16 protein-coding genes are annotated in these 13,833 nt (G+C 71.0%); 14 read left to right on the plus strand and 2 right to left on the minus strand.

Annotated features, from left to right (window positions below; translation table 11 throughout):
- The first annotated feature begins 75 nt into the window (after window positions 1-75).
- From AB0C33_RS01570 to AB0C33_RS01615, 10 genes are all read left to right on the plus strand, one after another.
- Window positions 76-897 (plus strand): biotin--[acetyl-CoA-carboxylase] ligase, encoded by an 822-nt coding sequence (locus AB0C33_RS01570; RefSeq protein ID WP_358282554.1) that lies wholly within the window; start codon window positions 76-78, stop codon window positions 895-897.
- Between the two features lie 45 nt (window positions 898-942).
- The gene (locus tag AB0C33_RS01575) at window positions 943-1,461 is read left to right on the plus strand and encodes a PH domain-containing protein (protein ID WP_358282556.1); all 519 of its coding nucleotides are present in this window, start codon (window positions 943-945) and stop codon (window positions 1,459-1,461) included.
- A gap of 84 nt (window positions 1,462-1,545) precedes the next feature.
- Complete coding sequence (locus AB0C33_RS01580) at window positions 1,546-2,463, plus strand: adenylate/guanylate cyclase domain-containing protein (protein ID WP_358283902.1); 918 nt, start codon at window positions 1,546-1,548, stop codon at window positions 2,461-2,463.
- Between the two features lie 15 nt (window positions 2,464-2,478).
- Window positions 2,479-3,564, plus strand: a complete 1,086-nt coding sequence (locus AB0C33_RS01585) for an S-(hydroxymethyl)mycothiol dehydrogenase (RefSeq protein WP_358282558.1) — start codon at window positions 2,479-2,481, stop codon at window positions 3,562-3,564.
- Window positions 3,564-4,184, plus strand: a complete 621-nt coding sequence (locus AB0C33_RS01590; protein ID WP_358282560.1) for an MBL fold metallo-hydrolase — start codon at window positions 3,564-3,566, stop codon at window positions 4,182-4,184. Before AB0C33_RS01585 ends, AB0C33_RS01590 begins: the two co-directional genes overlap by 1 nt.
- A gap of 121 nt (window positions 4,185-4,305) precedes the next feature.
- Complete coding sequence (locus AB0C33_RS01595) at window positions 4,306-4,482, plus strand: (2Fe-2S)-binding protein (protein WP_125632481.1); 177 nt, start codon at window positions 4,306-4,308, stop codon at window positions 4,480-4,482.
- 25 nt (window positions 4,483-4,507) lie between these two features.
- Complete coding sequence (gene bfr / locus AB0C33_RS01600; protein ID WP_352361818.1) at window positions 4,508-4,993, plus strand: bacterioferritin; 486 nt, start codon at window positions 4,508-4,510, stop codon at window positions 4,991-4,993.
- Between the two features lie 160 nt (window positions 4,994-5,153).
- Window positions 5,154-5,693, plus strand: coding sequence for a hypothetical protein (locus tag AB0C33_RS01605; protein ID WP_357994549.1), 540 nt, complete (start codon window positions 5,154-5,156; stop codon window positions 5,691-5,693).
- 267 nt (window positions 5,694-5,960) lie between these two features.
- Complete coding sequence (locus tag AB0C33_RS01610; protein WP_043620820.1) at window positions 5,961-6,629, plus strand: response regulator transcription factor; 669 nt, start codon at window positions 5,961-5,963, stop codon at window positions 6,627-6,629.
- Between the two features lie 4 nt (window positions 6,630-6,633).
- Window positions 6,634-7,911, plus strand: coding sequence for an ATP-binding protein (locus tag AB0C33_RS01615; RefSeq protein ID WP_352361812.1), 1,278 nt, complete (start codon window positions 6,634-6,636; stop codon window positions 7,909-7,911).
- Here the strand turns inward: AB0C33_RS01615 and AB0C33_RS01620 are convergent.
- The gene (locus AB0C33_RS01620) at window positions 7,895-8,371 is read right to left on the minus strand and encodes a GtrA family protein (RefSeq protein WP_352321617.1); all 477 of its coding nucleotides are present in this window, start codon (window positions 8,369-8,371) and stop codon (window positions 7,895-7,897) included. The two genes, AB0C33_RS01615 and AB0C33_RS01620, sit on opposite strands and share 17 nt — an antisense overlap.
- Window positions 8,372-8,598: 227 nt before the next feature.
- Between AB0C33_RS01620 and AB0C33_RS01625 the strand changes: the two genes are divergently transcribed.
- The 3 genes from AB0C33_RS01625 to purE all read left to right on the plus strand — a co-directional run bounded on the left by AB0C33_RS01625 (window position 8,599) and on the right by purE (window position 11,097).
- Window positions 8,599-9,372 carry a hypothetical protein gene (locus AB0C33_RS01625; protein ID WP_358282563.1) on the plus strand — a complete coding sequence of 258 codons (774 nt, stop codon included), beginning with the start codon at window positions 8,599-8,601 and terminating at the stop codon, window positions 9,370-9,372.
- Window positions 9,373-9,451: 79 nt separating this feature from the next.
- Complete coding sequence (locus tag AB0C33_RS01630) at window positions 9,452-10,600, plus strand: 5-(carboxyamino)imidazole ribonucleotide synthase (RefSeq protein WP_358282565.1); 1,149 nt, start codon at window positions 9,452-9,454, stop codon at window positions 10,598-10,600.
- Between the two features lie 20 nt (window positions 10,601-10,620).
- Complete coding sequence (purE, locus tag AB0C33_RS01635; protein WP_357702729.1) at window positions 10,621-11,097, plus strand: 5-(carboxyamino)imidazole ribonucleotide mutase; 477 nt, start codon at window positions 10,621-10,623, stop codon at window positions 11,095-11,097.
- Between the two features lie 100 nt (window positions 11,098-11,197).
- Here purE and AB0C33_RS01640 read toward each other — a convergent pair whose 3' ends face one another.
- Window positions 11,198-12,511 carry a UDP-glucose/GDP-mannose dehydrogenase family protein gene (locus tag AB0C33_RS01640; protein WP_352361804.1) on the minus strand — a complete coding sequence of 438 codons (1,314 nt, stop codon included), beginning with the start codon at window positions 12,509-12,511 and terminating at the stop codon, window positions 11,198-11,200.
- A gap of 123 nt (window positions 12,512-12,634) precedes the next feature.
- Between AB0C33_RS01640 and AB0C33_RS01645 the strand changes: the two genes are divergently transcribed.
- Window positions 12,635-13,798, plus strand: coding sequence for an acyl-CoA dehydrogenase family protein (locus tag AB0C33_RS01645; protein WP_352361802.1), 1,164 nt, complete (start codon window positions 12,635-12,637; stop codon window positions 13,796-13,798).
- The last annotated feature ends 35 nt before the right edge of the window (window positions 13,799-13,833 follow it).

Genomic DNA, 13,833 nt, shown 5'->3' on the forward strand with positions numbered 1-13,833 from the left:
TTACCCCTCATGCGGACTTCGAGACCAGCCGGTGCGGTGCGACGACCTCGGCGCGGGTTCGGCCAAGATAGGGGGATGGCCTCCTCGCGCTACTCCGACCTCGACCGTCCGCCGCTCTCGGAGGCCGCGCTCAACCGCGCGCTCGTGCGTCCGGGCGCCCTGTGGACGGGCGTCACCGTCGTCGAGACCACCGGCTCGACCAACGCCGACCTCGCCCTGGCCGCCCAGGCCGGGGCCGAGCAGGGCCGGGTGCTGGTGGCCGAGTCGCAGGTCGCCGGCCGGGGCCGGCTCGACCGCGCCTGGTCGGCGCCGCCGCGCTCGGGGCTGACGTTCTCCGTCCTGCTCAGGCCCACGACGCCGGTTCCGACCCAGGGGTGGCTGCCGCTGCTGTACGGCGTGGCCGCCGCCTCGGCCGTGCGCCGGCTGGCCGAGGTCGACGTGCGCCTGAAGTGGCCCAACGACCTGCTGGTGGGCGAGCGCAAGCTGGCCGGGGTGCTGGCCGAGCGGGTCGACGACGCCGTCGTCATCGGCATGGGGCTCAACGTCTCGCTGCGCGCGGAGGAGGCCCCGGTCGAGACGGCCACGTCGCTGGCCATCGAGGAGGCGGCCTGCGTCGACCGCGACCCGCTGCTGCGGGCCGTGCTGCGCGAGGTCGAGAGCCACTACCGCGAGTGGCAGGCGGCCGGCGGCGACGCCGAGGCCGCCGGGCTGCGCGCCGCCTACCTCGCCGTCAGCGCCACGGTCGGCCGCGACGTCCGGGTGGAGCTGCCGGGCGAGCAGGTGCTGACCGGGCGGGCCACCGGCATCGACGGGTCCGGCCACCTCCAGGTGGAGTCCGGCGGCGAGCGCTACACGCTGGGCGCCGGAGACGTCGTGCACGTGCGGGCCGCCCGATGAGCAAGGGCGTAGCCGCTCGGCCGGGTTGGTGGCAGCATGTGCGGCATGACCCTTCCCGACCACCATCTGACGCAGGGTGAGCAGCGCGTCCGATCCTTCCATCCCCACTGGAAGCGCCTTGTCGGCCCGTTCTTCGCGCTGATCCTCATCGCCGCGGCGGCGGGTGCGGCCCTCTACTTCTTCCCCACCGCGTGGGGGGAGAGCGTCACCTCCTACGGCAGGATCGCCGTCGTCGTCATCGCCGTGATCCTGCTGACGATCTTCTCGTTCGTGCCCTACCTGCAGTGGAAGAACACCGGGTACGTCCTGACGACCCACCGGTTCACGATCAGCAGGGGCGTGCTCAACAAGTCCACCGACGAGATCCCGATGGCCAAGGTCAACACCGTCAGCTCCGACCAGACGTTCCTGGAGCGCATGCTCGGCTGCGGCACGCTGACCGTCGAGTCCGCGGGCGAGCGCGGCCAGATCGTCCTGCGCGACATCCCGCGCATCCAGGACGTGCGCATGGACCTGTTCAAGCTGGTCGAGGACGCGTCCGACGGAGAGATCGACGGCCACTGAGGGTGGCGTAGCCTGCTGATCGTGAACGCCACCCAACCGCCCGGCAGGCCGACCGCCGAGCAGATCGAGCGCACGCTCGTCGGCATGCCGGCCCGCCACACCCGCGCGCAGGTCGCGGCCGGGGCCGGGGTGTCGCAGGAGCTCGCCCAGCGCATCTGGCGGGCGCTCGGCTTCGCCCAGTTCCCCGACGACGCCGTGGCGTTCAGCGACGCCGACGTGGCCGCGCTGCGCCGGGTGCGCAGCCTGATCGACGGCGGCCTGCTCGACGAGCAGACCGTCATCCGCATGGCCCGCGCGCTCGGCCAGACCACCGCCAGGCTGGCGCAGTGGCAGGCCGAGATCGTGATCGGCACGATGGTCCCGGACTCGCGCACCGACGCCGACCTGAACGGCGTCCTCGACACGGCCAAGGCCCTCCTGCCCGACTTCGAGCACCTGCTGGTGCACGTCTGGCGGGCCCAGCTCGCCGCCGCCGGCACCCGCCTGCTGGCCGTCGCCGACGACCGGGACGAGCGGGGGCCGGCCCGCGTGTCGATCGCCGTCGGCTTCGCCGACCTGGTCTCCTTCACCCGGCGTTCGCGCGAGCTGGACGAGCGGGCGCTGGCCTCGCTGGTCGAGGGCTTCGAGTCGCGCGCCGCCGACGTGGTGGCCGCGCACGGCGCGCGGCTGGTCAAGACGCTCGGCGACGAGGTGCTGTTCACCGCGCCCGCCCCGGCCCAGGCCGCGGCGATCGCCCTCGACCTCGCCGACAGCCTGGAGCTGCGCATCGGCATGGCGTACGGGCCGGTCGTGCCCATGATGGGCGACGTGTTCGGCACCACCGTCAACCTGGCCGCCCGGCTCACGGCCATCGCCCGGCCGGGCACGATCCTGGTCGACTCCGAGCTGGCCGAGGGCCTGGCCGGAGCGCCGGACGGGATCGAGGTCCACAAGATCAGGAGGCGGCCGGCAAGAGGGCTCGGCGTGGTCCAGCCCTATGTCTTGCGGAGATCATCCTCCTGACACAAGATGGCTGCCATGCCGTACGAAGTGCAGGGCGTGATCGCCCGCGGTAAGGGCCAGGAAGTTTCGCTGGAGACGGTGGTCGTCCCCGACCCCGGGCCGGGCGAGGCGGTGGTGAACGTGCAGGCCTGCGGGGTCTGCCACACCGACCTGCACTATCGCGAGGGCGGGATCAACGACGACTTCCCCTTCCTGCTGGGCCACGAGGCCGCGGGCACGGTCGAGGCCGTCGGCGAGGGGGTCACCGGGCTGGCGCCCGGCGACTTCGTGATCCTCAACTGGCGCGCGGTGTGCGGCCAGTGCCGCGCCTGCCTGCGCGGCCGGCCGTGGTACTGCTTCGCCACCCACAACGCCACCCAGAAGATGACGCTCAAGGACGGCACCGAGCTGTCGCCCGCGCTCGGCATCGGCGCGTTCCTGGAGAAGACGCTGGTGGCCGCCGGCCAGTGCACCAAGGTGTCGGCCGAGGCCCCGGCCCAGGTCGCGGGCCTGCTGGGCTGCGGCGTGATGGCCGGCATCGGCGCGGCGATCAACACCGGCGGCGTGACGCGCGGCGACAGCGTGGCCGTGATCGGCTGCGGCGGGGTCGGCGACGCGGCGGTCCTGGGGGCGTCGCTGGCCGGGGCGTCCCGGATCATCGCCGTCGACGTGGACGACCGCAAGCTGGAGTGGGCCCGCGGGTTCGGCGCCACGCACACGGTCAACTCGCGGGAGAACGACCCGGTCGAGGCGATCCGCGACCTGACCGGCGGGTTCGGCGCGGACGTGGTGATCGAGGCGGTCGGCCGGCCGGAGACGTACGAGCAGGCGTTCTACGCCCGCGACCTGGCCGGCACGGTGGTCCTGGTGGGCGTGCCGACGCCGGAGATGCGGCTGGAGCTGCCGCTGCTCGACGTGTTCGGCCGCGGCGGCGCGCTGAAGTCGTCCTGGTACGGCGACTGCCTGCCCTCGCGGGACTTCCCGATGCTGATCGACCTGTTCCTGCAGAACCGGCTGCCGCTCGACCGGTTCGTCACCGAGACGATCGGGCTCGACCAGGTCGAGGAGGCGTTCGCCAAGATGCACCGCGGCGAGGTGCTGCGCTCGGTGGTGGTGCTCTGATGATCGACCGCGTCATCACCTCCGGCACGTTCTCGCTCGACGGCGGCACCTGGGAGGTCGACAACAACGTCTGGCTGGTCGGCGACGCGCGCGAGGTCGTGATCATCGACGCCGCGCACGACGCGGACGCCATCGCCGCGCGGGCCGGCGGCCGCCGGGTCAAGGCCATCGTGTGCACCCACGCCCACAACGACCACGTCAACGCCGCCGGCCGGCTGGCCGAGCTGACCGGCGCGCCGATCCTGCTGCACCCGGCCGACCAGGTGCTCTGGGAGCAGGTGTACGGGCCGGAGGTGGCGTACACGCCGCTGGCCGACGGCGAGAAGATCACGGTGGGCGGGGTGGCCCTGGAGGTGCTGCACACGCCGGGCCACTCGCCGGGCGCGGTCTGTCTGCACGTGCCGGACGCGGGCGTGCTGTTCAGCGGCGACACGCTGTTCAAGGGCGGGCCGGGGGCGACCGGGCGGTCGTACTCGTCCTTCGACACGATCATCGAGTCGATCGCCGGGCGGCTGCTGTCCCTGCCGCCCGAGACGGTCGTGCACACCGGCCATGGCGACTCCACGTCCATCGGTGCGGAGGCGCCGCACCTGGAGGAGTGGCGGGCGAGGGGCCACTGACCTGCGGGGTCAGGTGAATGTGACGCCTCTAACATAGGCAAGCCTTACCGAAGTGAGCTATCTTAGGTGTGCCTAACCTAAAGGCGTCCCCTTCCTGCTCGCTTGAGAGGCCTGTCCCCGGATGTATGTGTGCATTTGTCGTGCTGTGACCGAGAACGAGGTCCACGACTGCATCGCCTCCGGGGCGAAGAGCGCGAAACAGATTCGCGACACCACTGGGGCCGGTGGGGACTGTGCCCGTTGTGTACGGAAGATCTGTGCGATCCTGAAGCAGTCTGAAGAACTGACGACCGCATAGCCGCACCGTGACGAGGGGCCCGTTCATGCAGGGCGACAAGCAGATCATCGAACTCCTCAACGAACAGCTGACCGCCGAGCTCACGGCGATCAACCAGTACTTCCTGCACGCGAAGATGCAGGAGAACTGGGGATACACCAAGCTGGCCAAGCACACGCGCGACGAGTCCTTCGAGGAGATGCGCCACGCCGAACGGCTGACCGACCGCATCCTGTTCCTCGAAGGGCTGCCCAACTACCAGCGCCTGGGCACGCTGCACATCGGCCAGACCGTCGAGGAGCAGCTCAAGGCCGACCTGGAGGTCGAGCTGGCAGTGGTCGAACGGCTGCGCCCGGCGATCCAGCTGATGAGGGAGAAGGGCGACATCACCTCCGCCCGCATCTTCGAGGACATCCTTGAGGACGAGGAGGAGCACATCGACTACCTGGAGACCGAGCTGGGCCTGATGCGCAGCCTGGGCGAGCAGCTCTACCTCGCCCGCTACGCCGAGCCCCAGTCCGTCGACGACTAGAGCCCCCCGTTCTCTCCGGCCCCGCCGCCCGCCCGGGCAGCGGGGCCGTCGTCGTTCCCGCCGCCCCCGGGCCGCCCCCGGGCCGCCCCCGGGCCGCCCCCGGCGGCCTGACGGATACTGGGGGAGGCGAGCCCAGGACACCTGTGAGGGAGTGGTCTGCATGCTCTATCTCTTCGGCTTCGAGCGCATCGGCGTGGCCGTCGGCGACCTGTACTTCGTCGACCCCGACCCGGGAGAGCACCAGGAGGGCGCCGAGCACGGCGTGCGCCTGGAGATCCGCAGGCTCGCGCCGGGCGAGCTCAAGGGGTCGATCTACTCGGCCCGTCCGATCGTCGTCGATCAGCTCATCTGGCGGGTCGACCTGCTGGAGTCTGTCGACGGCACGCCGGGCAGCTTCGACCGTACGCACCACCACCCGGGCTCCAGCGGCTGGGAGCCCGACCGGCGGGTGTTCGACGAGGAGCTGTCGGCCGAGCCGCTGAAGTGGCTGGGGGAGCGGCTGGCCGACCTCGACGGCGTGCTGCGGCAGTCCGGCGTCGATCCCGCCGAGGTCGGCGCGGACGACGCGGCGAGCCTGCGGGAGACCGCCCCCGAGATCGTCGACACCGTCCGCCGCCTGCTCGACCGGGTGCGCGCCGGCGAGCTCGGCACCGCCCCGGCCGGCGGCCCGGCGGCCTCCGTCCGGTCGAGCTGGCTCTGAACGGCACGTTCCAGGCATTCCGGCGCCCGGATCGGGGTATCACGCTCCGGGCGCCGCGCCGGGCGCGACGCGTCCCGCGGACGCGGGCGTACGTGGTGTGATGGGAAAGCCTGGAGCGCTTTGTGTTTTCCCCTCGATAATCGCGGTAATTTAATCACGACTAACCCTTATTTAGCTTCGTTTGCCCAGGTCAATGGATAGGTCAACGACAAGTCAAACCGTGCGCTGTGCCCGGGAAACGATCGCCTAAGGTCCTACGATCGCTTCATGACCTGCGTACTTCTCGCCGAGGATGACACCTCGATCTCCGAGCCACTCGCGCGTGCGCTACGCCGCGAGGGCTATCAGGTAGAGGTGAGCCCCGACGGCCCGCAGGCCCTGGAGAGGGCCCTGTCGGGCGGCATCGACCTCATCGTTCTCGACCTCGGGCTGCCAGAGATGGACGGTCTGGAGGTCGCCCGCCGGATCCGTGCCGAGGGGCACGGCACCCCGGTTCTGATACTCACGGCCCGCGTCGACGAGGTGGACACCGTCGTCGGCCTCGACGCCGGCGCCGACGACTACGTGACCAAGCCGTTCCGGCTGGCCGAACTGCTCGCCCGGGTGCGCGCGCTGCTGCGGCGCGGCACCTCCGAGACCCCGGTCGTGCAGGGGGTCCGCATCGACGCCGACTCCCGCCGCGCCTGGATGGGGGAGAAGGAGCTGCACCTGACGACCAAGGAGTTCGACCTGCTGCGGGTCCTGGTCCGCGACGCCGGCAAGGTCGTCACCCGGGAGCAGATCATGCGCGAGGTGTGGGACACCAACTGGTGGGGTTCGACCAAGACCCTCGACATGCACATCTCCTGGCTGCGCCGCAAACTCGGCGACGATGCCGCCAAGCCCCGATACATCACGACGGTCCGGGGAGTCGGCTTCCGGTTCGAACGCGAGTAGGCGCATGCGCCGTCGACTGCTCTCCTCCACACTGGTCGTCGCGGTCATCGCGGTCCTGTTGCTGGGGGTCCCCCTGGGCGTCGTGGTCAGCCGTCTGATCGTCGACGAGGCGGCTCAGGAGCTCGGGGCGGAAGCCAAACGTCTCGTGGGCGAGGTCGAGTACGCCCGGGTCCAGGAGACCCCGCTCGACCCGCAACAACTGGAGCAGAAGTACCCGGGCAGGTACATCCAGATCTGGGAACGCGGAACCCCTCTGCGGGTGACCGTCGTCGGCACCGCGCCGGCGTCGGGTCACCTGATGACCGAGGACGCACAGACCAACACCGGGGTCTATGTCCGGATAAGTCGTGACCGGGATCAGGTCGAGCGCGACGTCCGGGCCAGGCTGCTGCTGATCGTGGCGCTGGCCGTCGCGGCGCTCGCGGTGGCCGTCAGCCTGGCCGTCGTCCAGTCGCGCAGACTGACGCTGCCCTTGCAGGACCTGGCGAAGATCGCCGAGCGGCTGGGGTCGGGCGACGCGCGGCCCAGCAAGCACCGCTACGGCATCCCCGAACTGGACCGCGTGGCCCAGGTGCTCGACCGCAGCGCCACCCGCATCTCCGACCTGCTCACCCGCGAACGCGAGTTCGCCACCGACGCCTCCCATCAGCTCCGCACGCCCCTGACCGGCCTGACCATGCGCCTGGAGGAGATCGTCGCCGCCTCGAACGAGCCGGAGGTCGTCCGCGAGGAGGGCGAGGCGGCCATCGTGCAGGCCGAGCGCCTGACCGCGGTGATCGACGAACTGCTCGCGGCGGCCCGCCGCCAGCGCCACGCCCAGGCCGAGCCCGTCGCCATCGACGAGGTGCTCATCCAGCAGATCACCGAGTGGGAGCCGGTCTTCCGCGAGGCGGGCCGCACGCTGCACCTCGACGGCACCCGCGGCCTGAAGGCGATGGCCACCACCGGCGGCTTCGGCCAGGTCATCGCCTCGCTGCTGGAGAACTCCCTGCGCCACGGCGGCGGCACGGTCACCGTCACCAGCACCTGCGGCGACAACTACATCGTGATCGAGGTCGCCGACGAGGGCCCCGGCATCGCCGACGAGATCGCGCCCAAGATCTTCGAACGGAACGTCAGCGGCGGCGGAGGCACCGGCCTCGGGCTCACCCTCGCCCGCGCGCTGGCCGCCGCGGACGGCGGGCGGCTGGAACTGGTGCGCCGCCGGCCGGCGACGTTCGCCATCTTCCTGCGCCCGGCCGAGGAGGACAGCAGGAACCGCGTGGTCAGCGGTCCTGCCTGATCTCCGGCAGCTCCACCGGGATCGGCTCGGTGGCCTCCAGGAACACCCACTTCTTGTACGACCAGTAGCGGAACAGCGTGCCGAGGCCGACGCCGGCGAAGTTGGCGATGTTCAGGCTCAGGCCGTCGTGCAGGTGGAGGGTGTACTTGGTGAAGCCGATCACCAGCAGGCCGAACAGCAGGGCGACGCCGTTGAGCAGGAAGAACAGGAAGTATTCGCGGCCGAGGCCGCTCTGCTCGCGGTGGCGGAAGGTCCAGAAGCGGTTGCCCAGGTAGGCGAAGGTCGCCGAGAGCGTGGTGGCGAGCACCTTGGAGGTGAGGGGGCCCCACTCGAAGCCGAGCAGGAAGAGGTTGTAGACACCCGTGTCGAGCAGAAAGGCGACGGCCCCGATGCTCCCGAATTTGGCCAGTTCGTGAACCAGGGACTCGAACCGCTGGTAGAGGCGCTTGGCAAACTCCACGTCCGCGCTCGGTCCTTTCCCTCGTCGAGACTGACCACCTCAGCGTACCGGCGATGTCGTACGGCCGGTGTCAGAGGGCCGAACATACCCCGCAAAGACCACTTCTAGAAATATCGCCTTATGGGCGGCATTTCTGAAAGATCGGCATTACGCTGCCGTTCAGATCGCGGGCCCGCCCGCGACGTCGGACCTGCCGCTCCAGACGGCCGCCCTCCCGGGAGCCACCTGTGCCGCTTCGACTGCTCGCGTCGGTCCTGGCCCTGCTCGTCACGGGCTGTGGCGCGACCGGCGGCGCCCCGGTGCTCCAGGAGGACCGCACGCCTGCCCCGGCAGCCGCGCCACGGGTCGACCCGGCGACCGCCGAACAGGCGTTCTCGCTGCTCCGGCAGCTCGACGGGGCCTGGCAGCGGCGGGACTGCGCCGCCGTACGGGAGCTGACCACGTGGGCGGAGCGGACGCTGGACGGCCGTGCCTGCGAGGCGACCCGGAACGGCCGTCCAGCCCGTCCCGCCGACCCCGTCTACGTGCTGCCCGACGCGGGCGACTGGTTCGCCGCCCTGGCCCGCGAGCCCTCACCCGCGTACTACCTGTTCTTCCTGGAGGACGGCCGCTGGCGGCTGGGCGCGGGGCCGGTCCCGGTGCCCGGCGAGCCGGCGCGGGAGGCCGCCGAGGCGCCGTCGTCGCTGGTCAGACAGGCCCGGCTGGTGCCGCAGCGGCATCTGACGTACCTCACCGACCCGGCCGGGGTGGCGGGCGTGCGCTTCCCGGCGGGGGATCCGCTGCGCGGGCTGCTCAAGGACGTCACCGCGAACCGCGCCGACGTCGAGCTGTTCGGCACGCGCACCCTCGCGATCCCGGTGGCCGCCGGTTCCGTCCTGGTGTTCGACGCCCTGCGGCTCACGTACCGGGGAGGGCGCACGGATCTGGTGGTGACGGCCAGTCTGGTCGGCACGGGCAACCGGATCAGGACGCTCGGGCTGCGCCGGGGGCGTGCCGGTTGACGGCGGCGGGGTGCCGCGGTGGGAGGGCGTGAGTTGACAACGGCGAGGTAGTCGTTCCGTCCCGGTAAGCTCACCTCACGTGAGTTCCTACAGTCCCATCGGGCCGGTCGTCGGCATCGTCGGCGCCGGTCAGCTCGCCCGGATGACGCAGTCGCCGGCCATCGCGCTCGGGGTCGAGCTGCGGGTGCTGGCCGCCGCCCCCGGGGAGAGCGCCGCACGAGTGATCGTCGACACCCAGGTCGGAGACTACCGCGACCTGGCCGACCTGCGGGCGTTCGCCCAGGGCTGCGACGCGATCACGTTCGACCACGAGCACGTGCCGACCGAGCACATCAGGGCCCTGATCGCCGACGGCCACGCCGTGCACCCGGGCGCCGACGCGCTCGTGCACGCCCAGGACAAGGCCGTCATGCGCGAACGGCTGACCGCCATCGGCGTGCCCTGCCCCGCCTGGGCCCGCGTCGCCTCGTCGGCGGACGTCGCGGCGTTCGCCGACGAGCACGGCTGGCCGGTCGTGCTGAAGTCGGTGCGCGGCGGCTACGACGGGCGCGGCGTGTGGGTCTGCCGCACCCCCGACGACGTGGCCGAGGCGTTCGCCACCGGCGTCGAGCTGATGGCCGAGGCGTTCGTGCCGTTCGAGCGGGAGCTCGCGGTGCTGGTGGCCCGCTCGCCCCACGGGCAGGGCGTCAGCTACCCGGTCGTGGAGACCGTGCAGCAGGACGGCATCTGCGTCGAGGTGCTCGCCCCCGCCCCCGGCATGGACCCCGAGGAGGCCGCCGTCGCCCAGCGCATCGGCCTGAAGATCGCCCACGAGCTGGGCGTGACCGGGCTGCTGGCGGTGGAGCTGTTCCAGACCGCCGACGGCCTCGTGGTGAACGAGCTGGCCATGCGCCCGCACAACAGCGGCCACTGGACGATCGAGGGTTCCACCACGTCCCAGTTCGAGCAGCACCTGCGGGCCGTGCTCGACCTGCCGCTCGGTTCGCCCGCGATGACCGCCCCGGTCGTCGTCATGGCCAACCTGCTGGGCGGCGACGACCCCGACCTGTTCAAGCGCTACGAGCACGTGCTGGCCCACGACCCCGGCATCAAGCTGCACTTCTACGGCAAGGAAGTGCGTCCGGGCCGCAAGATCGGCCACGTCACGGCCCTGGGCGCCGACCTCGACAAGGTGCGCGCCCGCGCCCGCCACGCCGCCGTCTACCTCATGACCGGGGAGTACACGTGACAGAGCGAATCGGGATCGTCATGGGGTCGGACTCCGACTGGCCCGTGATGAAGGCCGCGGCCGAGGCCGTGGCGGAGTTCGGGGTGCCGTTCGAGGCCGACGTCGTCTCGGCCCACCGCATGCCGGTCGAGATGATCGAGTACGGCCGGCAGGCGGCCTCGCGCGGCATCCGGGTGATCATCGCGGGGGCCGGCGGGGCGGCGCACCTGCCCGGCATGCTGGCCTCGGTGACGCCGCTGCCGGTGATCGGGGTGCCGGTGCCGCTGAAGTACCTCGACGGGATGGACTCCCTGCTGTCGATCGTCCAGATGCCGGCCGGGGTGCCGGTGGCCACGGTGGCGGTCGGGGGCGCGCGCAACGCGGGGCTGCTGGCCGTCCGCATCCTCGGGGCCTCCGACGCCGGGCTGCGTGAGCGCATGGAGGAGTTCCAGGGGCGTCTCAAGGAGCAGGCGTACGCCAAGGGTGAGAAGCTGCGCGCCGAGGCCGCGGAGCTCTGAGCAGGCAACTCAGGGCCGTCCAGGGGCAGACCGGGCTTTCCGGGCGCCCGGTTCCCCGTGGTGAGGGGTCCCGGGCGTTCGGAGAGGTGCCGCGGCGGGGCTACGGGCGGCCGAGCGCCCGGTAGTGCCAGCCGGCCGAGCGCCACACCTCGGAGTTGAGCGCGTTGCGGCCGTCGACGATGCGCCGGGTCGCGACCACCGCGCCCAGCTCCTCCGGATCGAGCTCCAGGAACTCTTTCCACTCCGTCAGCAGCAGCACCACGTGCGCCCCGCGGACCGCCTCGACGGCCGACTCGCCGTAGTTCAGCTCCGGGTGAGCCTTACGAGCGTTGTCGAGCGCGATCGGGTCGTAGACGGTGACCTGTCCGCCCTGGTGGCCGATCGTCACGGCGACGTCCAGGGCGGGGGAGTCGCGAATGTCGTCCGAGTTCGGCTTGAAGGCCGCGCCCAGCACGCCGACCGTGCACCCGTGGAACGAGCCGCCCGCCAGCTCCCTGGCCAGGTCGACCATGCGGGCGCGGCGGCGCATGTTGATCGCGTCGACCTCGCGCAGGAACGTCAGCGCCTGGTCGGCCCCCAGCTCGCCGGCCCGTGCCATGAAGGCCCTGATGTCCTTGGGCAGGCAGCCGCCGCCGAAGCCGAGCCCGGCGTTGAGGAAGCGCCCGCCGATGCGGTCGTCGTACGAGAGCGCCTCGGACAACTGCTTGACGTCGGCGTGCGCGGCCTCGCAGACCTCGGCCATGGCGTTGATGAAGGAGATCTTGGTGGCGAGGAAGGCGTTGGCCGCCGTCTTGACCAGCTCCGACGTCGCGAAGTCGGTCACCACGAACGGGACGTCCCCGAGCGGCGCGTACACGTCGCGCAGCACCTTCTCGGCCCGCTCCGAACGCACGCCGAGCACGATGCGGTCGGGGTGGAGGGTGTCCTCCACCGCGAAGCCCTCGCGCAGGAACTCCGGGTTCCACGCCAGCTCGACGCCGACGCCGGCCGGCGACAGGCGGGCGAGCTTGTCGGCCATGCGCTCGGCGGTGCCGACCGGCACGGTGGACTTGCCGACGACCAGGCACTCGCGGTCGAGCAGCGGCGCGAGCGACTCGATGGCGCTGTCCATGTACGACACGTCCGCGGCGTACTCGCCCTTCTTCTGCGGTGTGCCGACGCAGACGAAGTGCACGTCGCCGAAGGCGGCGACCTCTTCGTAGGAGCTGGTGAAGCGAAGGCGCCCGGAGTCGAGCCCACGGCGGAGCACGGGTTCCAGCCCGGGCTCGTGGATGGGGAGCTCACCGTTGTTCAGCCGGCGGATCTTGTCCGCGTCAATGTCGAGGCCAAGGACTTCGAATCCGAGATCCGCCATGCAGGACGCATGCGTGATGCCCAGGTATCCGGTCCCGATCACCGTGAGGCGATATGGCACGAGCGAGCTCCTTTCGATCGCCAGGCATGCTACCGGCCTTCGCTACCTCCTTCGTGCCACCTGCGTCTGTTCGCAAACCGTACTAGCTGGTAACAAAGTGCTCGGACGTCCTAGTATCTAGGCATGAGCTTCCCTCTCTATGCGCCCGCCGAAGAGCACGACATGCTCAGGGAGACGGTCCGCGCCCTGGCCGACGAGAAGATTGCGCCGCAGGCCGCGGCGGCCGACGAGTCCGAAGAGTTCCCCTGGGACGTCTACAAGGCCCTCGTCGCCGCTGACCTGCACGCCGTGCACGTTCCCGAGGAGTACGGGGGCGCCGGGGCGGACGCGCTGGCCGCGGTGATCGTCATCGAGGAGGTCGCGCGGGCCTGCGCGTCGTCCTCGCTCATCCCGGCCGTGAACAAGCTGGGCACCGTGCCGCTGCTGCTCTCGGCGTCCGAGGAGCTCAAGCAGCGTTACCTGGCGCCGGTGGCGAGGGGCGAGGCCATGTTCTCGTACGCGCTGTCCGAGCCGGAGGCGGGCTCCGACGCCGCCGCCATGAAGACCCGCGCGGTTCTCGACGGCGACCACTACGTGCTCAACGGCACCAAGATGTGGATCACCAACGCCGGCGTCTCCGAGTACTACACGCTGATGGCCGTGACGGACCCGTCCGCCGGCGCCCGGGGCATCTCCGCCTTCGTGGTGGAGAAGTCCGACGAAGGCGTCTCCTTCGGGCCGAAGGAGAAGAAGCTCGGCATCAAGGCCTCGCCGACCCGCCAGGTGATCCTGGAGAACGTCCGCATCCCGGCGTCCCGCATGATCGGCGAGCCCGGCACCGGCTTCAAGACGGCCCTCGCCACCCTCGACCACACCCGCGTCACCATCGCCGCCCAGGCGCTGGGCATCGCCCAGGGCGCCCTCGACTACGCGATCGGCTACGTCAAGGAACGCAAGCAGTTCGGCCGCCCGATCGGCGACTTCCAGGGGCTGCAGTTCATGATCGCCGACATGGCGATGAAGCTGGAGGCGGCCAGGCAGCTGACGTACCGCGCGGCCGCCAAGAGCGAGCTGGCGATGCACGGCCGGCCGCAGAAGGACCTGACGTTCCTGTCGAGCGCCGCCAAGTGCGCCGCCTCGGACGCCGCCATGGAGATCACCACGGACGCGGTCCAGCTGTTGGGCGGGTACGGGTACACGAAGGACTTCCCGGTGGAACGCATGATGCGCGACGCCAAGATCACCCAGATCTACGAGGGCACCAACCAGATCCAGCGCATGGTCATGGCCCGGCAGCTTCTCAAGTAGGCATCCGACCTGCAGAACCCGAGACCGCGGAGGCG

The organism is Nonomuraea sp. NPDC048881, assembly GCF_040649795.1.
Classification (GTDB): domain Bacteria; phylum Actinomycetota; class Actinomycetes; order Streptosporangiales; family Streptosporangiaceae; genus Nonomuraea.